This window comes from Streptomyces yamdrokensis, assembly GCF_053890455.1.
This window is the reverse complement of the sequence record NZ_CM132679.1, coordinates 210273-236186: the sequence shown is the minus strand read 5'-3', so window position 1 is coordinate 236186 and position 25914 is coordinate 210273. Positions and strand designations below refer to the sequence as shown.

Here is a 25914-nt window from a genome sequence, read left to right as displayed (position 1 = left end):
GCGGTCAATCAGGATGGTGCGTCGAATGGTCTGACGGCGCCGAACGGTCCGTCGCAGCAGCGGGTGATCCGGCAGGCGCTGGCCAGTGGTGGGTTGTCGGCCGGTGATGTGGATGTGGTGGAGGCACACGGTACGGGCACCACGCTGGGTGACCCGATCGAGGCGCAGGCCCTGCTCGCCGCCTACGGTCAGGACCGGCCACAGGACCGGCCGTTGTGGCTGGGTTCGGTGAAGTCGAATCTGGGTCATACGCAGGCCGCGGCGGGTGTGGCCGGCGTGATCAAGATGGTGATGGCGATGCGGCACGGTGTGCTGCCGCGGACGCTGCATGTGGATGCGCCGTCGTCGCATGTGGACTGGTCGGCGGGCGCGGTGGAGCTGCTGACCGAACCGGTTGCGTGGTCGGACGGGACGGGTCCGCGTCGGGCGGGTGTGTCGTCGTTCGGCATCAGCGGCACCAACGCGCACGTCGTCCTCGAACAACCCGAAACCGAAACCTCGGTTGACGAGGGCGTCGGGACCGGAGGTCTCGCCTCTCTCGCACCCGGTACGGTCCCGTGGGTCCTCTCCGGCAAGACCGAGGCCGCGCTGCACGCCCAGGCCGCACGCCTTTTGGCCCGCGTCGAAGCGGCCCCCGACCTGCGTGCCGTGGACCTCGGCTGCTCACTGGCCACGCAGCGCTCCGCATTCGACCACCGGGCCGTGGTCCTCGCGGACGACCGTGACTCCGCCGTGCGCGGCCTGGCCGCGGTGTGCGTGGGGGAGAGTGACCCGGCTGCGATCGTCGGCGCGACCGAACAGGGCCGTACCGCCTTCCTGTTCTCGGGTCAGGGTTCGCAGCGCCTTGGTATGGGGCGTGGGTTGTATGGGCGTTTCCCGGTGTTCGCGGAGGCGTTCGACGCGGTGTGTGCGGGGCTGGACGGGCATTTGGAGCGGCCGTTGCGTGAGGTGGTGTGGGGTGAGGACGGGGAGGTGCTGAACCGGACCGAGTATGCCCAGGCGGGGCTGTTCGCACTGGAGGTGGCGTTGTATCGCCTCCTGGACGCCTGGGGTGTGCGGCCGGAGTTCGTGGCCGGGCATTCGATCGGTGAGGTGGCGGCGGCGCATGTGGCGGGTGTGTTCTCTCTTGCGGACGCGTGTGCGTTGGTGGCTGCTCGTGGGCGGTTGATGCAGGCGTTGCCGGCCGGTGGTGCGATGGTGGCGGTCGGGGCGGCGGAGGCGGAGGTGCTGCCGTATCTGACGGGTGAGGTGTCCATCGCGGCTGTCAACGGTGCGTCGTCGGTGGTGGTGTCGGGTGTGGAGGCCGCGGTGGAGGCGGTGGCGGAGGTGTTCCGCGGGCTGGGTCGTCGTACGTCCCGGCTGCGGGTCTCGCACGCGTTCCACTCACCGTTGATGGAGCCGATGCTGGAGGAGTTCCGCACCGTCGTCGAAGGACTGGCGTATGCGACGCCTCGCATACCGGTGGTGTCGAACGTCACGGGCACGGTGGCCGGTGACGAGCAGCTTGCCTCGGCCGCCTACTGGGTGACGCATGTCCGTGAGGCCGTGCGCTTCGCCGACGGCATCCAGGCCCTGGCCGGGCAGGGTGTCACGCGGTTCGTGGAGCTGGGTCCGGACGGTGTGCTCAGCGGCATGGCGCGCGAGAGCGCCGGCGACGACGCCCTGCTCGTCGCCCTGTTGCGCAAGGACCGCGAGGAAATCACCGTCGCTCTGAAGGCGTTGGCCGAGCTGTACGTCCGTGGTGGTCACGCCGACTGGGCCGCCGTGCTCGACGGGACGGGCGGTCGCCCGGTGGACCTGCCGACGTACGCCTTCCAACACGAGTATTTCTGGCCCGTGGGATCCGCCACCGGCACCGGTGACATCCGCCTGGCGGGCCTCGGTGCCCCGGGGCACCCGCTGCTGGGCGCGGCCGTCGAACTGGCCGGAGCCGACGGGGCGGTGCTCACCGGCAGGCTGTCGCTCCAGTCACAGCCGTGGCTGGCCGACCACGCGGTGCGGGGCTCGGTGCTCGTACCGGGCACGGCACTGCTGGAGCTGGCGATCCGTGCGGCCGACGAGGTCGGCTGCGACACGGTCGAGGAGCTGACCCTGTCGGCCCCGCTGGTCCTGCCCGCCCACGGCGGCACCCGTATCCAGGTCACCGTCGGTGAACCGGACGAAGCCGGGCGCCGTAGCGTCGCCGTTCACTCGCGGCACGACGAGGACGACGACCGCGGCCCCTGGACCCTGCACGCGGAAGGCACGCTGGCCGAAGAGACGACTGCCGTGCGCTCCGGTTTCGACGCGTCCGTCTGGCCGCCGAAGGACGCACGCCCGGTCGACGTGACCGACTGCTACGAGCTGCTGGCCGAGGCCGGCCTCCGCTACGGCCCGGTCTTCCGGGGCCTGCGGGCCGCCTGGCGCCGGGGTGACGAGGTCTTCGCCGAGGTGGCGCTGAACGACGACGTCGACGGCGGCACCTTCGGGCTGCACCCTGCACTCTTCGACGCGGCCCTGCACGCCTCCTTCGCCTTCGGCGACGACGGTGACGGCACGGCGTTCGGCGGTGTGCCCTTCTCCTGGGAGGGCGTGCGCCTGCACGCGTCCGGTGCCTCGGCGCTGCGCGTCCGGCTGACCAGGACCGGTGACGACTCCCTGGCCGTGGAACTGGTCGACTCGGCCGGTGCTCCCGTCGCCTCGGTGGAGTCCCTCGTCGTACGGTCCGCTTCGGCCGCCGGTGGCGGGTCCGGGAGCAGTACGAAGCCCCTCTACCACGTGGACTGGGTACCCGCCCGGGCCATGACCGGCACCCTTTCGTCGAACCCGGTCGCACTGCTCGGCGGTGACACCCTCGCTTCGATCGCCGCCGATGCGGACGGTCTGCTCACCGCCCCCGACCTGGAGGCACTGGCGGAGAACGACGTGCCCGGCACGGTGCTGGTCACCGTGACGAGCTCGCTGTCAGACGTCGTCGAGTCGGCGCACCACGGGACCGCTTGGGCCCTGGACCTCGTCCGGAAATGGCTGGCGGACGAGCGGTTCGCCGAGTCCCGTCTGGTCTTCGTCGTCGGCGCGTCCGAGGACCTGATCGACGCTCCGGTCAGGGGACTGGTGCGTTCCGCCCAGCTGGAGCATCCGGGGCGTTTCGGTCTGCTGGATGTGGAGCCGGGGGCGGCGCTGTCTGCCGAGGTGCTGGGTGTGGTTCTGGCGGTGGGTGAGGCCGAGTCCGAGGTCGCGGTGCGTGGTGGTGAGGTGCTGGTGCCTCGTCTGGCACGTATGTCTGCGGAGCCTGGTTCGGAGGCTTCTGGCTGGGATGTGGCTGGGGGCACGGTCCTGGTGACGGGTGGGACGGGTGGTCTGGGCCGGATCGTGGCCCGGCATCTGGTGGTCGAGCACGGTGTGCGGGATCTGCTGTTGGTGAGTCGTCGTGGTGTGGCTGCCGAGGGTGCGGAGGGCCTGGTCGCCGAGCTGGCCGGGATGGGTGCGCGGGTAGCGGTGGAGGCCTGTGATGTGGCTGACGCGGCCGCGGTGGCGGGTCTGGTGGGCCGGTATCCGGTGCGGGCGGTGGTGCACACCGCGGGTGTGCTGGACGACGGTGTGGTGGAGTCGCTGACGGGTGAGCGTCTGGCGGGTGTGCTGCGTCCGAAGGTGGACGCGGCCTGGCATCTGCACGAGGCGACCAAGGACCTCGACCTCACCGCCTTCGTGGTGTTCTCGTCGTTGGCGGGGACGTTCGGCAGTGCGGGCCAGTCGGCCTACGCGGCCGGTAACGCGTTCCTGGACGGTCTGGCGCGTCATCGTCGTGCACTGGGGTTGCCGGCGGTGTCGCTGGTGTGGGGTCCGTGGTCGCAGGACGCGGGCATGACGCAGTCGCTGTCGGAGACCGACCGCCGCCGCATCACCCGCGCCGGTATGCCGCCGCTGACTCCCGAACTCGGCACCGAGCTCATGGACGCCGCGCTGGCCGGCGGTGAACCCGTCGTCCTGCCCGTACGTCTCGACCTGGCAGCCCTCCGCGCCGAGGAAGAGGTGCCCGCTCTCCTGCGTGGTCTGATTCGGGTGCGGGCGCGGCGGTCGGTTGCCGGTGGTTCGGTGGCGACGGCTGGTCTGGTGCAGCGGTTGGAGGGTCTGGGCCGGGACGAGCGGCGTGAGGTGCTGCTGGATCTGGTGCGTGGTCAGATTGCCGTGGTGTTGGGGCATGCGGGTGTGCAGACGGTGGATCCGGGGCGTGCGTTCCAGGATCTGGGCTTCGATTCGTTGACGGCGGTGGAGCTGCGGAACCGGTTGGGCAGGGCGACGGGGCTGCGGTTGCCGGCGACGGTGGTCTTCGACTATCCGACGGCGAACGCGCTGGTGGGTTATCTGCTGGACGAGTTGTTCGGTGTGGTGGAGCCGGCCGTGGTGGTGCCACTCGGCTCGTTGCCGTCGGTGGCGGACGATCCGGTGGTGATCGTGGGGATGGCGTGCCGTTACCCGGGGGGTGTGTCCTCGCCGGAGGATCTGTGGCGGCTGGTGTCCGACGGCGTCGACGCCGTGTCGGACTTCCCTGCTGATCGTGGATGGGACGTCGAGTCCCTCTACAGCGCGGACCGGGACGTGCCCGGTACGTCCTACACGCGCTCGGGTGGTTTCCTGCACGACGCGGGGGCGTTCGACGCGGATTTCTTCGGGATGAGTCCGCGTGAGGCGGTGGCGACGGACGCGCAGCAGCGGTTGCTGCTGGAGGCGACGTGGGAGGCGATCGAGCGGGCCGGGATGGATCCGGTGTCGTTGCGGGGCAGCCAGACCGGCGTCTTCGCCGGCGTCATGTACCACGACTACGCCAACCTCCTGACCGGCCCCGAGTTCGAGGGCTACCAGGGAAGCGGCAGCGCGGGCAGCATCGCTTCGGGTCGTGTGTCGTACACGTTCGGGTTCGAGGGTCCGGCGGTGACGGTGGACACGGCGTGTTCGTCGTCGCTGGTCGCGCTGCACTGGGCGGCGCAGGCGCTGCGTTCGGGTGAGTGTTCGCTGGCGGTGGCCGGTGGTGTGACGGTGATGTCGACGCCGACGACGTTCGTGGAGTTCTCGCGGCAGGGCGGGTTGTCGGCGGACGGGCGGTGCCGTTCGTTCGCGGATGCGGCCGATGGTGTCGGCTGGTCCGAGGGCGTCGGTGTACTGGTGTTGGAGCGGTTGTCGGATGCGAGGCGTCTTGGCCATCAGGTGCTGGCGGTGGTGCGTGGCAGTGCGGTCAATCAGGATGGTGCGTCGAATGGTCTGACGGCGCCGAACGGTCCGTCGCAGCAGCGGGTGATCCGGCAGGCGCTGGCCAGTGGTGGGTTGTCGGCCGGTGATGTGGATGTGGTGGAGGCACACGGTACGGGCACCACGCTGGGTGACCCGATCGAGGCGCAGGCCCTGCTCGCCGCCTACGGTCAGGACCGGCCACAGGACCGGCCGTTGTGGCTGGGTTCGGTGAAGTCGAATCTGGGTCATACGCAGGCCGCGGCGGGTGTGGCCGGCGTGATCAAGATGGTGATGGCGATGCGGCACGGTGTGCTGCCGCGGACGCTGCATGTGGATGCGCCGTCGTCGCATGTGGACTGGTCGGCGGGCGCGGTGGAGCTGCTGACCGAACCGGTTGCGTGGTCGGACGGGACGGGTCCGCGTCGGGCGGGTGTGTCCTCGTTCGGCATCAGCGGCACCAACGCGCACGTCGTCCTCGAACAACCCGAAACCGAAACCTCGGTTGACGAGGGCGTCGGGACCGGAGGTCTCGCCTCTCTCGCACCCGGTACGGTCCCGTGGGTCCTCTCGGGTAGGAGTGAGGCCGCGCTGCGTGCGCAGGCCGAGCGGCTGCGGGAGTTCGTGGCGGGTGACGGCGCGGAGGCTCGTGGGGTGGACCTCGGGTTCTCGCTGGCGACTCAGCGTTCCGTCTTCGACCACCGTGCGGTGGTGCTGGCGGACGACAAGTCGGCCGCTCTGGAGGCGCTCGCGGCCGGTCTTCCGGACGCGGGTGTCGTGGAGGGTGTGGCCGGCGCAGGCCGTACCGCCTTCCTGTTCTCGGGGCAGGGTTCGCAGCGCCTTGGTATGGGGCGTGGGTTGTATGGGCGTTTCCCGGTGTTCGCGGAGGCGTTCGACGCGGTGTGTGCGGGGCTGGACGGGCATTTGGAGCGGCCGTTGCGTGAGGTGGTGTGGGGTGAGGACGGGGAGGTGCTGAACCGGACCGAGTATGCCCAGGCGGGGCTGTTCGCGGTTGAGGTGGCGTTGTTCCGGTTGGTGGAGTCGTGGGGTGTGCGGCCGGAGTTCGTGGCCGGGCATTCGATCGGTGAGGTGGCGGCGGCGCATGTGGCGGGTGTGTTCTCTCTTGCGGACGCGTGTGCGTTGGTGGCTGCTCGTGGGCGGTTGATGCAGGCGTTGCCGGCCGGTGGTGCGATGGTGGCGGTCGGGGCGGCGGAGGCGGAGGTGCTGCCGTATCTGACGGGTGAGGTGTCCATCGCGGCTGTCAACGGTGCGTCGTCGGTGGTGGTGTCGGGTGTGGAGGCCGCGGTGGAGGCGGTGGCGGAGGTGTTCCGCGGGCTGGGTCGTCGTACGTCCCGGCTGCGGGTCTCGCACGCGTTCCACTCACCGTTGATGGAGCCGATGCTGGAGGAGTTCCGCACGGTCGCCGAGAGTCTTTCCTACGCCGACCCTGTCCTGCCCGTGGTCTCCAACGTGACCGGTCGTGTCGCCGCACCCGGCGACCTCACCGAGCCCGCCTACTGGGTGACGCATGTCCGTGAGGCCGTGCGCTTCGCCGACGGCATCCAGGCCCTGGCCGGGCAGGGTGTCACGCGGTTCGTGGAGCTGGGTCCGGACGGTGTGCTCAGCGGCATGGCGCGCGAGAGCGCCGGCGACGACGCCCTGCTCGTCGCCCTGCTGCGCAAGGACCGCGAAGAGGAGACGGCGGCGCTGACCGCGCTGGCACGGCTGCACGTCGCCGGGGCCCGCGTGGACTGGACCGCCTACTTCACCGGCACCGGTGCGCGTGCACGGACCGTGGACCTGCCGACCTACGCCTTCCAACGGCAGCGCTACTGGCCTGCCGGTGCGCTGACCCGGGCCGGAGACGTGCGGTTCGCCGGGCTCGGAGCGGCCGAACACCCGCTGCTGGGCGCAGCCGTCGAACTGGCTGGCGCCGAGGGCTCGGACGGGGTGGTGTTCACAGGCCGGCTTTCGGTGCAGTCCCACCCGTGGCTGGCCGACCACGCGGTGCAGGGCTCGGTGCTCGTACCGGGCACGGCACTGCTGGAGCTGGCGATCCGTGCGGCCGACGAGATCGGCTGCGACACGGTCGAGGAGCTGACCCTGTCGGCCCCGCTGGTCCTGCCCGCCCACGGCGGCACCCGGATTCAGGTGCGGGTCGGTACCCCCGATGCCGACGGCCGGTGCGTTCTGGGCATACACGCGCGGGGCGAGGACGACATCCAGGCCCCGTGGACCGTCCACGCCACCGGAATCCTGGCTCCCACGGCTTCCCCGAACGGCGTACGGTCCGGTTTCGACGCGTCCGTGTGGCCCCCCAAGGACGCCCGCGCAGTCGATGTGACGGACTGCTACTCGCGACTGGCCGACGCCGGATTCGCCTACGGTCCCGCATTCCGCGGCCTGCGGAACGCGTGGCGCCGGGGCGATGAACTGTTCGCCGAGGTCGCCCTCGACGAAGCAACGGACGGCAGCGCCTTCGGTCTTCACCCGGCCCTGTTCGACGCCGCCCTGCACGCCTTCGCGCTCGACGACGACGGACGCGGCGGGGTGCCGTTCTCCTGGGCCGGAGTGTCGCTGCACGCCTCCGGCGCCTCGGCCCTGCGGGTCCGGCTGACCCGGGACGCCGACGGCACCATGGCCCTGGACCTGGCCGACCCGGCCGGCGCTCCCGTCGCCTCGGTGGAATCCCTGGTCGTCCGGCCCTTGGCGGCCGGACAGCTCGGCGTCGCGACTCACGACTCCCTCTACCAGGTGGACTGGGTGCCGGCGCGGGGAACGACGGCCGCCGAAGTGTCCTCGGAACCGGTGACGGTCTCGGGGGCTGCCGAACTCGAGGCGCTGATGGCGGGCGAGGTGCCGGAAACGGTGCTGGCCACCGTGCCCGGCACCGCGGGCGGTGTCGTCGGGTCCGTACACGATGCGGCCGTATGGGCTCTGGACCTGGTGCGGTCGTGGCTGGCGAACGAGTGGTGCGCTCAGTCGCGTCTGGTGTTCGTGACGCGCGGTGTCACGGAGGGCGGTGACCTGCCCGGTGCCGCTGTCCGGGGTCTGGTGAGGTCGGCTGTCTCGGAGCACCCGGGCCGGTTCGGTCTGCTGGACGTCGAGCCGGATGCCAAGCTTCCCGTCGAGCCGCTGGGCGCGGCGCTGGCGGTGGGTGAGGCCGAGTCCGAGGTCGCGGTGCGTGGTGGTGAGGTGCTGGTGCCTCGTCTGGCGCGTGTGTCCTCCGCGTCCACTGTGGACGCTGCCGGCTGGGATGTGGCTGGGGGCACGGTCCTGGTGACGGGTGGGACGGGTGGTCTGGGCCGGATCGTGGCCCGGCATCTGGTGGTCGAGCACGGTGTGCGGGATCTGCTGCTGGTGAGCCGTCGTGGTGTGGCTGCCGATGGCGCGGAGGACCTGGTCGCCGAGCTGACCGAGCTGGGTGCGCGGGTGTCGGTGGAGGCCTGCGATCTCGGGGAGCGTTCGGCGGTCGAGGCGCTGCTGGCCGGGGTTCCGGTGGACCGTCCGGTGCGGGCGGTGGTGCACGCGGCGGGTGTGCTGGACGACGGTGTGGTGGAGTCGCTGACGGGTGAGCGTCTGGCGGGTGTGCTGCGTCCGAAGGTGGACGCGGCCTGGCATCTGCACGAGGCGACCAAGGACCTCGACCTCACCGCCTTCGTGGTGTTCTCGTCGGTGGCGGGGACGTTCGGCAGTGCGGGCCAGTCGGCCTACGCGGCCGGTAACGCGTTCCTGGACGGTCTGGCGCGTCATCGTCGTGCACTGGGGTTGCCGGCGGTGTCGCTGGTGTGGGGTCCGTGGTCGCAGGACGCGGGCATGACGCAGTCGCTGTCGGAGACCGACCGCCGCCGCATCACCCGTTCCGGCCTTCCCCCGGTGACGGTGGAGCAGGGCATCGCCCTGTTCGACGCCGCGATCGCCGCTGACGTGGCAGTCGTTCTCCCCGTGCGTCTCGACTTCCCGGCACTTCGCGCGCAGGGAGAGGTTCCGCCGCTGCTCAGCGGGCTGATCCGGACGTCCACCCGCCGTGCAGCGGCCACGGGCTCCGCCGAGACCACCGGCCTGGCCGAACGGCTGACCGTACTTGGCGACACCGAACGCCGCGAGATGATGCTGGACCTGGTGCGCGGACACATCGCCCTCGTCCTCGGCCACTCGGGTGCACAGACGGTCAACCCCAACCGTGCGTTCCAGGACCTGGGCTTCGACTCCCTGACGGCCGTGGAACTGCGGAACCGACTGGGCAAGGCGACCGGACTGCGCCTGCCCGCCACGGTGGTCTTCGACTACCCGACCGCGGAACTCCTCGCCGATCACCTGCTCGACACTGTGCTCGGCACCGTGCGCGAGGTGGCTGTGCCACTCGGCTCGTTGCCGTCGGTGGCGGACGATCCGGTGGTGATCGTGGGGATGGCGTGCCGTTACCCGGGTGGTGTGTCCTCGCCGGAGGATCTGTGGCGGCTGGTGTCCGACGGCGTCGACGCCGTGTCGGACTTCCCTGCTGATCGTGGATGGGACGTCGAGTCCCTCTACAGCGCGGACCGGGACGTGCCCGGTACGTCCTACACGCGCTCGGGCGGTTTCCTGCACGACGCGGGGGCGTTCGACGCGGATTTCTTCGGGATGAGTCCGCGTGAGGCGGTGGCGACGGACGCGCAGCAGCGGTTGCTGCTGGAGGCGACGTGGGAGGCGATCGAGCGGGCCGGGATGGATCCGGTGTCGTTGCGGGGCAGCCAGACCGGCGTCTTCGCCGGCGTCATGTACAGCGATTACGGGAGCATCCTCGCCGACGAGCAGTACGAGGGCTACCGCGGCAACGGCAGCGCGGGCAGCATCGCTTCGGGTCGTGTGTCGTACACGTTCGGGTTCGAGGGTCCGGCGGTGACGGTGGACACGGCGTGTTCGTCGTCGCTGGTCGCGCTGCACTGGGCGGCGCAGGCGCTGCGTTCGGGTGAGTGCTCGCTGGCGGTGGCCGGTGGTGTGACGGTCATGGCCACCCCCACCGCGTTCGTCGAGTTCTCCCGCCAGGGAGCACTCTCCGCCGACGGCCGCTGCAAGGCGTTCTCCGACACGGCTGACGGAGCCGGCTGGTCCGAGGGTGTGGGCGTTCTCGTCCTGGAGCGGTTGTCGGATGCGCGGCGTCGTGGCCATCAGGTGCTGGCGGTGGTGCGTGGCAGTGCGGTCAATCAGGATGGTGCGTCGAATGGTCTGACGGCGCCGAACGGTCCGTCGCAGCAGCGGGTGATCCGGCAGGCGCTGGCCAGTGGTGGGTTGTCGGCCGGTGATGTGGATGTGGTGGAGGCACACGGTACGGGCACCACGCTGGGTGACCCGATCGAGGCGCAGGCCCTGCTCGCCGCCTACGGTCAGGACCGGCCACAGGACCGGCCGTTGTGGCTGGGTTCGGTGAAGTCGAATCTGGGTCATACGCAGGCCGCGGCGGGTGTGGCCGGCGTGATCAAGATGGTGATGGCGATGCGGCACGGTGTGCTGCCGCGGACGCTGCATGTGGATGCGCCGTCGTCGCATGTGGACTGGTCGGCGGGCGCGGTGGAGCTGCTGACCGAACCGGTTGCGTGGTCGGACGGGACGGGTCCGCGTCGGGCGGGTGTGTCCTCGTTCGGCATCAGCGGCACCAACGCGCACGTCGTCCTCGAACAACCCGAAACCGAAGTCGAGTTGAAGCCCGAAGCGGCACAGGAACCGAAGACCGCGCCTGCCGTGGTGCCGTGGGTTCTCTCGGGTAGGAGTGAGGCCGCGCTGCGTGCGCAGGCCGAGCGGCTGCGGGAGTTCGTGGCGGGTGACGGCGCGGAGGCTCGTGGGGTGGACCTCGGGTTCTCGCTGGCGACTCAGCGTTCCGTCTTCGACCACCGTGCGGTGGTGCTGGCGGACGACAAGTCGGCCGCTCTGGAGGCGCTCGCGGCCGGTCTTCCGGACGCGGGTGTCGTGGAGGGTGTGGCCGGCGCAGGCCGTACCGCCTTCCTGTTCTCGGGGCAGGGTTCGCAGCGCCTTGGTATGGGGCGTGGGTTGTATGGGCGTTTCCCGGTGTTCGCGGAGGCGTTCGACGCGGTGTGTGCGGGGCTGGACGGGCATTTGGAGCGGCCGTTGCGTGAGGTGGTGTGGGGTGAGGACGGGGAGGTGCTGAACCGGACCGAGTATGCCCAGGCGGGGCTGTTCGCGGTTGAGGTGGCGTTGTTCCGGTTGGTGGAGTCGTGGGGTGTGCGGCCGGAGTTCGTGGCCGGGCATTCGATCGGTGAGGTGGCGGCGGCGCATGTGGCGGGTGTGTTCTCTCTTGCGGACGCGTGTGCGTTGGTGGCTGCTCGTGGGCGGTTGATGCAGGCGTTGCCGGCCGGTGGTGCGATGGTGGCGGTCGGGGCGGCGGAGGCGGAGGTGCTGCCGTATCTGACGGGTGAGGTGTCCATCGCGGCTGTCAACGGTGCGTCGTCGGTGGTGGTGTCGGGTGTGGAGGCCGCGGTGGAGGCGGTGGCGGAGGTGTTCCGCGGGCTGGGTCGTCGTACGTCCCGGCTGCGGGTCTCGCACGCGTTCCACTCACCGTTGATGGAGCCGATGCTGGAGGAGTTCCGCACGGTCGCCGAGAGTCTTTCCTACGCCGACCCTGTCCTGCCCGTGGTCTCCAACGTGACCGGTCGTGTCGCCGCACCCGGCGACCTCACCGAGCCCGCCTACTGGGTGACGCATGTCCGTGAGGCCGTGCGCTTCGCCGACGGCATCCAGGCCCTGGCCGGGCAGGGTGTCACGCGGTTCGTGGAGCTGGGTCCGGACGGTGTGCTCAGCGGCATGGCGCGCGAGAGCGCCGGCGACGACGCCCTGCTCGTCGCCCTGCTGCGCAAGGACCGCGAAGAGGAGACGGCGGCGCTGACCGCGCTGGCACGGCTGCACGTCGCCGGGGCCCGCGTGGACTGGACCGCCTACTTCACCGGCACCGGTGCGCGTGCACGGACCGTGGACCTGCCGACCTACGCCTTCCAACGGCAGCGCTACTGGCCGGAGGTCAGCACTGCTACCACTGCGGCCGACGCCCGCGCTGCCGGTGTCGATGCCTCTGATCACCCGTTGCTGGGTGCGGTGGTGGCGTTGCCGGGCTCGGGTGGTGTGGTGCTGACGGGCCGGTTGTCGGTGGAGTCGCAGCCGTGGCTCGCCGACCATGTGGTCCTGGGCCGCACGTTGCTGCCCGGCACGGGCCTGGTGGAGCTGGCTCTGTCGGCCGGTGAGGCCGCGGGCTGCGCGACGCTGGAGGAACTGACGCTGGCCGCACCGCTGGTGCTGCCCGAGCAGGGCGGCGTCCAGGTCCGCGTCGTGGTGGGCCCCCAGGACGCGAACCACCGCACACTCACCATCTACTCACGCCAGGAAGGCGCCGAGGACGCCCCGTGGACGACTCATGCCTCCGGTTTCCTGGTGGAGGGTGTGGTGCCGGCGGAGTTCGATCTGGTGCAGTGGCCTCCGGTGGGTGCCGAGGTGGTGCCGGTGGAGGGTGCGTACGAGGTCTTCCGTGAGCGTGGTTATGGCTATGGTCCGGTGTTCCGGGGGCTGCGTGCGGTGTGGCGTCGGGGTGAGGAGCTGTTCGCCGAGGTGGCGTTGGAGCAGGAGTCGGCGGGGGAGGCCGGTGGGTTCGGTCTGCATCCGGCGTTGCTGGACGCGTCGATGCACGCGGCGATCCTGAACGACGGTGAGGGCGAGACGGTGATTCCGTTCGCCTGGAACGGTGTGCGTCTGCACGCGGTCGGCGCCTCCGCCGTCCGCGTCCGCATCGACAAGCTGGACGGCCGTGCCGTCTCCCTGTCCGTGGCTGACGTGACGGGTGCTCCTGTGATATCGGTCGGGTCCATGGTGGGGCGGCCGGTGTCGGCGGGTCAGTTGGGTGCGGTGTCCGGTGATGCGGGTGCGCTGTACGGCATCGAGTGGGTGCCGGGGGTCGCCGGTGTGCCTGCTGCGGTGTGGGTGCCGTGGGAGGAGGTGTCCGGCGAGGGTGCGGTGCCGGAGACGGTTGTCCTGGACTGTGGTGCCGATGCTGGTGTGCTTGCCGGTGTTGATGTGCCGGTGGGTGTGCGGTCGGTGGTGGGCCGGGTGTTGGGTGTGGTGCAGGAGTGGCTGGCGGGTGAGCGGTTCGCCGGTTCGCGTCTGGTGGTGGTGACGCGGGGTGCGGTTCCGGTCGGTTCGGCTGGTGATGTGGTGCAGGCTCCGGTGTGGGGTCTGGTGCGTGCGGCGCTGTCGGAGAACCCGGGTCGTTTCGCCCTGGCCGATGTCGGCGGTGGTGCGGATGCCGACGTGGACGTTGCCGTGGCGGCCGTTGTCGCCGGTGAGCCGGAGGTGGCGGTGCGTGAGGGTGCGGTGCTGGTGCCGCGCCTGACCCGGCTGCCGTCCCCCGAGCCCGAGGACGAGCCGGGCGCGGACGGTACGGTCCCGGCGTTGGACGGCACGGGCGCTGTCCTGGTCACCGGTGGCACGGGTGGTCTGGGTGCGGTCGTCGCCCGCTATCTGGTGGCCGAGCGTGGGGTGCGGGACCTGGTCCTGACGTCCCGGCGCGGCCCGGACGCACCCGGCGCGACCGAACTCGCCGCCGAACTCACCGCGCTCGGCGCGCGGGTGGAGATCCTGGCCTGCGACGTGTCCGACCGGGACACGGTCGCCCATCTGGTCGACTTCCTGGCATCGGACCGTGGTCTGCTGGCGGTGGTGCACGCTGCCGGTGTGGGTGACAACGGCCTGGTGGGTGCGTTGTCGCCGGAGCGGGTGGACGGTGTGCTGGCTCCGAAGGCGGATGCGGCGTGGTGGCTGCACGAGGCCACCCGTGATCTCGACCTTGCGGCGTTCGTGTTGTTCTCGTCGGCCGGCGGTCTGGTGCTGACGGCGGGTCAGGGCAATTACGCGGCGGCGAACGTGTTCCTGGACGCGTTGGCGGCGCGGCGGCGGGCGGAGGGCCTGCCGGCGACGTCGATGGCGTTCGGGTTCTGGGATGTGGGTGCGGGTCTTGGCCAGTACCTGAGTGAGGTGGACCGCCGGCGGATGGCGTCGCAGGGTCTGCCGGTGCTCTCCCACGAGGCCGGGCTGGACCTGTTCGCGGCGGGCCTGGAGCGTACGGAGGCCACGGTCGTTCCCCTGCGGATCGACACCGCCGCCCTGCGTACCCGTACCGACGACGTCCCCGCCCTGCTCCGTGCCCTCGCCCCGACCGTGCGCCGTACGGCCGCCGTCACCGCCGGACCCGCGCGGGAGGAGGCCCCCGCCCGGCGGCTGGCCGCCCTCCCGGCGGCCGAGCGGCACCGTACGGTGCTGCGGCTGGTGCGGACGCAGGTGGCGGCGGTACTGGGGCACGGTTCGGCCGAGGCGATCGGACCCGACCGGGCATTCCAGGAACTGGGCTTCGACTCGCTGGCCGCGACCGAGCTGCGCAACCAGCTCAACAACCTCACCGGACTCCGGCTCCCCGCCACCCTGGTCTTCGACCACCCCAACGCCCTCGCCGTCACCGAACACATCGAGGAGAAGCTCGCGGGCACGGGCCTCCGGTCCACCGCATCCGCTCGACCTGCCGTCGGCACGACGCGGGTTGACGACGAGCCGATCGCGATCGTCGGCATGGCCTGCCGCTACCCGGGCGGGGTGGCCTCGCCCGAGGGCCTGTGGCGACTGGTCGCCGATGGCGTCGACACCGTCTCAGACATGCCCGACGACCGCGGCTGGGACCTGGAGGGCCTGTACGACCCGGAGCCCGGCGCGGAAGGCAAGAGCTACACCCGCCGGGGCAGCTTCCTCTACGACGCCGCCCAGTTCGACCCCGGGTTCTTCGGCATCTCGCCGCGTGAGGCCCTGTACATGGACCCGCAGCAGCGACTGCTCCTGGAGACCTCCTGGGAGGCCATGGAACGGGCGGGCATCGACCCGGCCTCGCTCAAGGGCAGCCGCACCGGCGTGTTCGCCGGTGTGATGTACCACGACTACGCCCTCAACGTGTCACCCTCCGGCACGGCAGGCGGCAGCGTGGTGTCCGGCCGGCTGTCGTACACGTACGGCTGGGAAGGCCCGGCCGTCACCGTCGACACCGCCTGCTCGTCCTCCCTGGTGGCCCTGCACCTCGCGGTCCAGGCGCTGCGCTCGGGTGAGTGCTCGCTCGCGGTGGCCGGCGGTGCCACGGTGATGTCGACACCGGGCATGTTCGTCGAGTTCAGCCGGCAGCGCGGTCTGTCCGTGGACGGCCGATGCAAGGCGTTCGCGGGTGCGGCCGACGGCGTCGGCTGGTCCGAAGGCGTCGGTGTTCTCCTCGTCGAGCGTCTCTCCGACGCCGTACGCAACGGGCACCGCGTCCTCGCGGTCGTCCGGGGCACCGCCGTCAACCAGGACGGCGCGTCCAACGGCTTCACCGCCCCCAACGGGCCGTCGCAGCAGCGCGTCATCCGGCAGGCGCTCGAGGCCGCCGGAGTCGCCGCCTCCGAGGTCGATGTCGTCGAGGCGCACGGTACGGGCACCACCCTGGGCGACCCGATCGAGGCGCAGGCCCTGCTCGCCACCTACGGTCAGGACCGTCCCGCCGACCGGCCGCTGCTGCTCGGCTCCATCAAGTCGAACATCGGGCACGCCCAGGCCGCCGCAGGTGTCGCCGGCGTCATCAAGATGGTGATGGCCATGGAGCACGGCTCCGTGCCGCGCACCCTGCACGTCGACCGGCCCTCGCCGCACGTCGACTGGACCGAGGGCAACGCGGAACTGGTCGTCGAGGAACGGCCGTGGCCGGACGCCGGACGTCCGCGCCGTGCGAGTGTCTCCGCGTTCGGGCTCAGCGGCACCAACGCGCACGTCGTTCTGGAGCAGGCACCCGCCTCCACCTCCGCCACCGGGCCGCGACCGGTGGACGGCGACGGCGAACGTTCGACGCCCCCGCTGACCTGGACGGTGTCCGCCGCGACCCCCGAGGCGCTGCGCGCCCAGGCAGGACGACTCCTCGACCACCTCACGGACCGTCCGGAGCAGGACCCGCTGGACACGGCTTACGCACTGGCCACCTCCCGCACGGTGCTGGAGTCCCGAGCCGTCGTACTCGGCGCCGACCGCGACGACCTTCTCGACGGGCTGCGTACGCTCGCCCGCGGCGAATCGTCCCCGGCCGTCCTCCACGGCACCGCCAGGGACGGCGGTTCCACCGCCTTCCTGTTCTCGGGGCAGGGTTCGCAGCGCCTTGGTATGGGGCGTGAACTGCACGCGTGTTTCCCGGTGTTCGCGGAGGCGTTCGACGCGGTGTGTGCGGGGCTGGACGGGCATTTGGAGCGGCCGTTGCGTGAGGTGGTGTGGGGTGAGGACGGGGAGGTGCTGAACCGGACCGAGTATGCCCAGGCGGGGCTGTTCGCACTGGAGGTGGCGTTGTATCGCCTCCTGGACGCCTGGGGTGTGCGGCCGGAGTTCGTGGCCGGGCATTCGATCGGTGAGGTGGCGGCGGCGCATGTGGCGGGTGTGTTCTCTCTTGCGGACGCGTGTGCGTTGGTGGCTGCTCGTGGGCGGTTGATGCAGGCGTTGCCGGCCGGTGGTGCGATGGTGGCGGTCGGGGCGGCGGAGGCGGAGGTGCTGCCGTATCTGACGGGTGAGGTGTCCATCGCGGCTGTCAACGGTGCGTCGTCGGTGGTGGTGTCGGGTGTGGAGGCCGCGGTGGAGGCGGTGGCGGAGGTGTTCCGCGGGCTGGGTCGTCGTACGTCCCGGCTGCGGGTCTCGCACGCGTTCCACTCGCCGTTGATGGAGCCGATGCTGGAGGAGTTCCGCACCGTCGTCGAGAGTCTTTCCTACGCCGACCCTGTCCTGCCCGTGGTCTCCAACGTGACCGGTCGTGTCGCCGCACCCGGCGACCTCACCGAGCCTGCCTACTGGGTGACGCATGTCCGTGAGGCCGTGCGCTTCGCCGACGGCATCCAGGCCCTGCGCACCGCCGGAGTCGGCCGCTGCGTCGAAATCGGCCCAGAGGCCGTTCTGACCGGCATGGCACGTACCTGCCTCGACGACGGCGACGACACCGGTGTCCTGCTGGTACCGCTCGCACGCAAGGGCCGGGACGAGGCCAGCGCCCTTCTCACCGCGCTCGGCCACCTGCACAGCGACGGAGTTTCCGTCGACTGGCCGGCGTACTTCGCCGGAGCCGGCGCACGGACCGTGGACCTGCCGACCTACGCCTTCCAGCGGCAGCGCTACTGGCTGCACGCCACGGACGGTGTCGCCGCCGTCCCCGTCGGCGCCGGTGTGGACGCCTCCGATCACCCGTTGCTGGGTGCGGTGGTGGCGTTGCCGGACTCGGGTGGTGTGGTGCTGACGGGCCGGTTGTCGGTGGAGTCGCAGCCGTGGCTCGCCGACCATGTGGTCCTGGGCCGCACGTTGCTGCCCGGCGCCGTACTGGTCGAACTCGCCCTGTCGGCCGGTGAGGCCGCGGGCTGCGCGACGCTGGAGGAACTGACGCTGGCCGCACCGCTGGTGCTGCCCGAGCGGGGCGGCGTCCAGATGCGTGTGGTGGTCGGCCCGGAGAACGGCGGTCGCCGCACGGTCGCCGTCTACTCACGCTCCGAGGACACCGCACAGGACTGGTCCACTCATGCCTCCGGTTTCCTGGTGGAGGGTGTGGTGCCGGCGGAGTTCGATCTGGTGCAGTGGCCTCCGGTGGGTGCCGAGGTGGTGCCGGTGGAGGGTGCGTACGAGGTCTTCCGTGAGCGTGGTTATGGCTATGGTCCGGTGTTCCGGGGGCTGCGTGCGGTGTGGCGTCGGGGTAAGGAGCTGTTCGCCGAGGTGGCGTTGGAGCAGGAGTCGGCGGGGGAGGCCGGTGGGTTCGGTCTGCATCCGGCGTTGCTGGACGCGTCGATGCACGCGGCGATCCTGAACGACGGTGAGGGCGAGACGGTGATTCCGTTCGCCTGGAACGGTGTGCGTCTGCACGCGGTCGGCGCCTCCGCCGTCCGCGTCCGCATCGACAGGTCCGGCGACGGCGGAATGCGGCTCGAGGTCGCCGATGTGACGGGTGCTCCTGTGATGTCGGTCGGGTCCATGGTGGGGCGGCCGGTGTCGGCGGGTCAGTTGGGTGCGGTGTCCGGTGATGCGGGTGCGCTGTACGGAATCGAGTGGGTGCCGGGGGTCGCCGGTGTGCCTGCTGCGGTGTGGGTGCCGTGGGAGGAGGTGTCCGGCGAGGGTGCGGTGCCGGAGACGGTTGTCCTGGACTGTGGTGCCGATGCTGGTGTGCTTGCCGGTGTTGATGTGCCGGTGGGTGTGCGGTCGGTGGTGGGCCGGGTGTTGGGTGTGGTGCAGGAGTGGCTGGCGGGTGAGCGGTTCGCCGGTTCGCGTCTGGTGGTGGTGACGCGGGGTGCGGTTCCGGTCGGTTCGGCTGGTGATGTGGTGCAGGCTCCGGTGTGGGGTCTGGTGCGTGCGGCGCTGTCGGAGAACCCGGGTCGTTTCGCCCTGGCCGATGTCGGCGGTGGTGCGGATGCCGATGTGGACGTTGCCGTGGCGGCCGTTGTCGCCGGTGAGCCGGAGGTGGCGGTGCGTGAGGGTGCGGTGCTGGTGCCGCGCCTGACCCGGCTGCCGTCCCCCGACCATGACAGCGCAGAGGCCGCCGAAAGGATGGTGCCCGCCCTGGACGGCACGGGCGCTGTCCTGGTCACCGGTGGCACGGGTGGTCTGGGTGCGGTCGTCGCCCGCTATCTGGTGGCCGAGCGTGGGGTGCGGGACCTGGTCCTGACGTCCCGGCGCGGCCCGGACGCACCCGGCGCGACCGAACTCGCCGCCGCATTGCAGGAAATGGGTGCCCGCGTCGACATCGTCGCGTGCGATGTGTCGGACCGAGAGGCGGTCGACACCCTCGTCGCGTCACTCACAGCCGACCGTGGTCTGCTGGCGGTGGTGCACGCTGCCGGTGTGGGTGACAACGGCCTGGTGGGTGCGTTGTCGCCGGAGCGGGTGGACGGTGTGCTGGCTCCGAAGGCGGATGCGGCGTGGTGGCTGCACGAGGCCACCCGTGATCTCGACCTTGCGGCGTTCGTGTTGTTCTCGTCGGCCGGCGGTCTGGTGCTGACGGCGGGTCAGGGCAATTACGCGGCGGCGAACGTGTTCCTGGACGCGTTGGCGGCGCGGCGGCGGGCGGAGGGCCTGCCGGCGACGTCGATGGCGTTCGGGTTCTGGGATGTGGGTGCGGGTCTTGGCCAGTACCTGAGTGAGGTGGACCGCCGGCGGATGGCGTCGCAGGGTCTGCCGGTGCTCTCCCACGAGGCCGGGCTGGACCTGTTCGCGGCGGGCCTGGAGCGTACGGAGGCCACGGTCGTTCCCCTGCGGATCGACACCGCCGCCCTGCGTACCCGTACCGACGACGTCCCCGCCCTGCTGCGTGCCCTCGCCCCGACCGTGCGCCGTATGGCCGCCGTCACCGCCGGACCCGCGCGGGAGGAGGCCCCCGCCCGGCGGCTGGCCGCCCTCCCGGCGGCCGAGCGGCACCGTACGGTGCTGCGGCTGGTGCGGACGCAGGTGGCGGCGGTACTGGGGCACGGTTCGGCCGAGGCGATCGGACCCGACCGGGCATTCCAGGAACTGGGCTTCGACTCGCTGGCCGCGACCGAGCTGCGCAACCAGCTCAACAACCTCACCGGACTCCGGCTCCCCGCCACCCTGGTCTTCGACCACCCCAACGCCCTCGCCGTCACCGAGTTCGTGGAGGCCGAACTGGCCGCCGCCCACCCGGCTTCGGGCGATGACGCGGACGGCTCCACCGGTGAGGACGGCATCCGCCGCGCACTGCGGTCGATCCCGACCAGGCGTCTGCGGGACGCCGGCCTGATGGACGTCCTCCTCGAACTCGCCGAGGACGACGGTGCGCCGGCGCGGGAAGAGGCCGCCGCAGGCTGGGAGGACCAGGACGCCGATCCGGACGACGAACAGGACGGCACCGCCGACGCCCTCCAGGACGACCTGGGCGTACTCGCCTCCAACCACGACGAGACCGAGCGGGAATCCGACACCGCAGGCGTCCCCGAGGCCCCCGCGACCCCCGACGTCCTGCGTGCCGCCCGTGCGGAGACCGCCCGACTGCGCCGGGACAACCGACGGCTCACCGCCGCCCAGCACGAGCCGATCGCCATCGTCGGGATGGCCTGCCGCTACCCGGGCGGAGTGGCCTCGCCCGAGGAACTGTGGCGACTGGTGACGTCGGCAGGGGACGCCATCGCCCCGTTCCCCGACGACCGGGGATGGGACCTGTCGATGCTGCGCGACCCCGAGGCCAAGCACCCCGACGGCTACTACGCGCGGGAGGGAGGCTTCCTCGACGGGGCGGCCGACTTCGACCCCGGGTTCTTCGGCATCTCGCCCCGCGAGGCACTGGCCATGGACCCGCAGCAGCGGCTGGCGCTGGAGTTGTCCTGGGAGGCGCTGGAGCGGGCGGGCATCGACCCGGGCTCGCTCAGGGGCAGTCGTACCGGCGTGTTCGCCGGCGTGATGTATCACGACTACCCCGGCAGCGACGGCAACGGCAGCGTCGTCACCGGCCGCATCGCCTACAAGCTCGGCCTGGAGGGCCCGGCGGTCTCCGTCGACACCGCCTGCTCGTCCTCCCTGGTCGCGCTGCACCTCGCGGTGCAGGCGCTGCGGCAGGGCGACTGTTCGCTGGCCGTCACCGGAGGCGTCACCGTGCTCTCCACGCCCGGTGTGTTCGTCGAGTTCGGGCGCCAGGGCGGCCTGGCGCCCGACGGCCGGTGCAAGTCGTTCGCCGCGGCGGCCGACGGCACCGGGTTCTCCGAGGGCGCCGGCTTCCTCGTGATCGAGCGGCTGTCCGACGCGCTGCGCAACGGGCACGAGGTGCTGGCCGTGGTCCGGGGCTCCGCCGTCAACCAGGACGGCGCGAGCAACGGGCTCACCGCCCCCAACGGCCCGAGCCAGCGCCGCGTCATCCGCCAGGCCCTCGCCAACGCGCGGCTCGCCGCCGACCAGATCGACGTGGTGGAGGCGCACGGCACGGGCACCACCCTGGGCGACCCGATCGAGGCCCAGGCGCTGCTCACGACCTACGGGCAGGACCGGCCCGACGAACGCCCGCTGTGGCTCGGCTCGGTGAAGTCCAACATCGGTCACACACAGGCGGCCGCCGGTGTCGCCGGCGTCATCAAGATGGTGATGGCGATGCGGCACGGCGTTCTGCCCGCCACACTCAACGTGGACGCGCCCAGCGACCAGGTCGACTGGACCACGGGATCGGTCGCCCTGCTGACCGAGCAGCGGGAGTGGACCGGCACGGGACGCCCACGACGCGCCGGTGTCTCCTCCTTCGGCATCAGCGGAACCAACGCGCACGTCATCGTCGAGCAGGCACCGGCCGCCGACCAAGCCGCCCGCCCCGCCCGGAAGAGGCCGGACGAGACGCCGGACGAGACGCCGGCCGGCCGGCCGGCCCCCGTCGTACCGTGGCTGCTGTCCGCCCGGGACCGGGACGCCCTGCGTGCCCAGGCCGCACGTCTGCTGGCGCACCTCGAGGGTGTCCGGTCCGCCGGGGACGACGCGTTCCGTCCGCTCGACGTGGCGTATTCGCTGGCGACCACCCGTGCGGCGTTCGACCACCGTGTCGCGGTCGTCGGCTCGGAACGGGAGGGGCTGCTGGCCGCCCTGCGCGCGGTCGCCCACGGGCAGGAGCCGACGACTTCGGCCGGCGAAGGGCTGCTGGCCGTTCTCTTCCCCGGGCAGGGGTCGCAGCGTCTCGGTATGGGACGGGATCTGTACGAGCGGTTTACCGTGTTCGCCGAGGCCTTCGACGCGGCCTGCGCCGGGCTGGACGAGCACCTGGACCGACCGGTCCGGGAGGTCGTCTGGGGCGACGACGAGGACATCCTGAACAACACCGCTTACACCCAGGCGGCCCTTTTCGCCCTCGGAACGGCGCTGCACCGCCTGGCCGAGTCGTGGGGCGTCGTCCCGGACTATGTGGCCGGGCACTCGATCGGTGAGATCACCGCGGCTCACGTCGCCGGGGTCTTCACCCTGGAGGAAGCCTGCGCACTGGTCGCCGCCCGGGGACGCCTGATGCAGGCGCTTCCCGCAGGCGGTGCCATGGCGGCGGTGCGGGCCACCGAGGCCGAGGTGCTGCCGCACCTCACCGACGGTGTCGGGGTCGCGGCGGTCAACGGCCCGGCGTCCGTGGTCGTGTCGGGTGTCGCAGCGGAGGTGGAGAAGGTGTCCGCGGTCCTCCGGGACCAGGGCCGCAGTACAACGGCCCTACGGGTGTCGCACGCCTTCCACTCGCCGTTGATGGAACCGATGCTGGAGGAGTTCCGGGCCGTCCTGGAGGGGCTGTCGCCCCAGCCGCCGGTGCTGCCCGTGGTCTCCAACCTGACCGGCACCCTCGCCACCGCGGACCAGCTGTGCTCCGCCGACTACTGGGTGCGGCACGTCCGCGAGGCCGTCCGCTTCTCCGAGGGTGTGCGCACCCTCCACGAACAAGGCGTCACCCGGTTCCTGGAACTCGGCCCGGACGGCGTCGCCACGGCCATGGCACGCGAGACGCTGCCCGAGAACGCCGTGACCGTCGCCGCCCAGCGGCGCACCAGCCCCGGGGAGGCCGCCCTGGTCGACGCCCTCACCAGGCTCCACGGGCACGGCGTGTCCGTCGACTGGGCCGCGTTCTTCGCCGGGCTGGGTGCCCGCCGGGTCGCCCTGCCCACGTACGCCTTCCAACGGCGCCGTTTCTGGCCCACGGAGATGCGCATGGGCGCGGGCGCGGAAGCCGCCGGTCTGGCCCCGGCCGATCACCCGCTGCTCGGCGGAGCCGTGGAACTCGCCGGATCCGACGGTCACCTGTTCACCGGCCGGCTGTCGGTCGGCACGCACGGCTGGCTCGCCGACCACGTCGTCATGGGCTCCGTCCTCGTCCCCGGCACCGCCCTGCTGGAACTGGCGCTGCATGCCGCGAACTCCCTGGGCTGCGAGCTGGTGGAGGAGCTCACCCTCGCCGCGCCGCTGGTCCTGCCCGCCCGGGGCACGATCCGGCTCCAGGTCGGCGTCGGCGCCCCCGACGAGTCGGGCCGCCGCTCGGTCGGCATCCACTCCCGGCCCGCCGACGCCCCCGGGGCCTCCTGGACGACGCATGCCGAGGGCACCCTCGCGACCGGACCGGCGGCCTCGGCCGCCACGGACTTCGACGCGACCGTCTGGCCGCCGGAGAAAGCCGAACCGCTCGACACGGACGGCCTGTACGAACGCTTCGAGGACGCCGGCTTCACCTACGGGCCGGTGTTCCAGGGACTGCGGGCCGCCTGGCGCCGGGACGGTGAGGTGTTCGCCGAGGTCGCCCTGCCCGACGGCACCGACGGCGGCGTCTTCGGTCTGCACCCGGCACTCTTCGACGCCGCACTGCACGCCACCGCGCTGGCCGGCGCCGCGGCCGGGGGCGACGGCGGGGACCCGCCGCGGGACGGTGACTCCCCGCAGGGCGGCGGGGTCCCCTTCTCCTGGAACGGCGTGTCCCTGCACGCGGTGGGGGCGTCGGCCGTACGCATCCGGCTCTCGCGGGCCGGCGACGGCAGCCTCACGATCGCCGTCGCCGACACCACCGGCGCACCCGTGGCCACCGTCGGCTCCCTGATGACCCGCCCGATCTCCGCCGCACAGCTCGGCACCGCGGCGGGTCCGGACCGGGACTCCCTCTTCGCCCTGGACTGGGTCCCGGCGCCGGAGCAGGCCGCAGGCGCGGCGTCCGAGGCGCCGGAGGCGGAGACCGGCCCCGCACAGGTCGCCGTCATCGGTGGAGGCCCGGACGACGCCACCCCGGACCCGGCCGTCCAGGACGTCACCGCCGCTGCCGACCGGTACACCGGCCTGGAGGAGCTGGCCGCCGCGGTGGACGGCCCGGTACCGCCGGTCGTCCTCCTGCCCGTCCACACCGGCACCGGCGCGGCCGGCGGCCCCGCACGGGACGCCGGAACGCACACCTCCGACCGGCCGGTGGGCGCCCCCGCCCCGGCCGACCCGGCGCGGGCCGCGCACACCGCGACGGCCCAGGTCCTCGAAACGGTCCGGACCTGGCTCGACGACGACCGGTTCGCCGCCTCCCGGCTGGTCGTCGTCACCCGGGGTGCGACCGACGGAGCCGATCCGGCCGCGGCCGCGGTATGGGGCCTGATGCGCGCGGCCCAGGCGGAACACCCGGGCCGGTTCACGCTGCTGGACCTGGACTCGAACCTGGACATCGGCACCGGGGCCACCGGCACCGACCGCGTGGACCGGCCGGGCACGGCCCTTCCGCCCGCAGCGCTCGCGGCCACCTCCGAGCCACAACTCGCGGTCCGTGAGGGACGGGTGCTCGTGCCCCGGCTGGTTCGGGTTCGGGCACCCGAGCAGCAGGAAACGGCCGGCTGGGACAGCGACGGCACCGTCCTCGTCACGGGCGGCACCGGCGGCCTCGGCGCCGCAGTCGCCCGCCACCTGGTGACCGAACACGGCGCGCGCAGCCTGCTGCTGGTGAGCCGACGCGGCCCGGCCGCCGACGGCGCCGGCGAACTCGCCGCCGAACTCGAGGCAGCGGGCGCCCGGGTCACCGTCGCCGCCTGTGACGTGACGGACCGCGCCGCACTCGACCGGCTGCTGGCCGGGGTACCCGCCGACCGGCCGCTGCGCACCGTGATCCACGCGGCGGGCGTCCTGGACGACGGAGTGGTCGGCTCCCTCACGCCCGAGCGGCTCGCCACCGTCCTGCGGCCCAAGGCGGACGCGGCCTGGCACCTTCACGAGGCCACCGCGGAGCTCCCCCTCGACGCCTTCGTACTGTTCTCATCGGTGGCCGGCACACTCGGCAGCGCGGGACAGGCCAACTACGCGGCGGGCAACGCCTTCCTGGACGCCCTCGCCCGGCACCGCCGTACCCGCGGACTGCCGGCCGTGTCCCTGGGCTGGGGCCCCTGGACAAGGGGCAGCGGCATGACCGGCGAGTTGGGCGAGGCCGACATCGCGCGCATGACCAGGGCGGGCATGCCGCCGATGCCCCCGGAGGAGGGCCTGGCTCTCTTCGACACGCTCCGCGCGGCGGACCTGGGAGCGGCGGTGCTGCCCGTACGGCTGGACCTGGGGGCGCTGAGGGCACTCGGAGAGGTGCCGCCGCTGTTCCGGTCACTGGTCCGGGTGGCGTCCCGGCGTGCGGCCTCGGCCCCGGACACGACGGCCGCCGCGGACCTCACCCGGCGGCTGTCCGAACTCACCCCCGCGGAGGGCCGGGAGGCACTGCTGGAACTGGTGCGCGGTCAGATCGCCGCGGTGCTCGGTCACACGGACCTGGGCGAAGTCGAACCGAACCGGCCCTTCCAGGACCTCGGCTTCGACTCGCTGACCTCCGTCGAACTGCGCAACCGGCTCGGCGCGCTCACCGGCGTGCGCCTGCCGGCCACCCTCCTCTTCGACTACCCGACACCCGGAGAACTCGTCGTCCACCTGTACGCGCGTCTCGCCCCGGCCCCGGCCGACGGGCCGCAGGCGGTCCTGACGGAGCTGGACAGGCTGGAGAGGAGCATCTCCGGTATCGAAGTGGGCGCCGAACTGTTCGAACAGGTCGCGGGCCGGCTGGAGGTGCTGCGCAGCAAGTGGCTGTCGCTGCGCGCGGAGTCGGCCGCGGTGTCCGGTGAGGAGGACGACAGGTTCGACTTCGACTCGGCCACGGACGAGGAGGTCTTCGACATGCTCGACAACGAACTCGGTCTCTCGTAG

General features: G+C 72.0%; 1 protein-coding gene (cut by a window edge). It reads left to right on the top strand.

Features of this window, described 5'->3' with window-relative positions; all coding sequences use genetic code 11:
* Nucleotides 1-25914: the 3' portion of an SDR family NAD(P)-dependent oxidoreductase gene (locus ACWZEH_RS00950; RefSeq protein WP_456195039.1), read on the top strand. 6129 nt of this gene lie to the left of the window's left edge; 25914 of the gene's 32043 nt are visible here — the last part of the coding sequence; the start codon falls outside the window, past its left edge; the stop codon is at nt 25912-25914.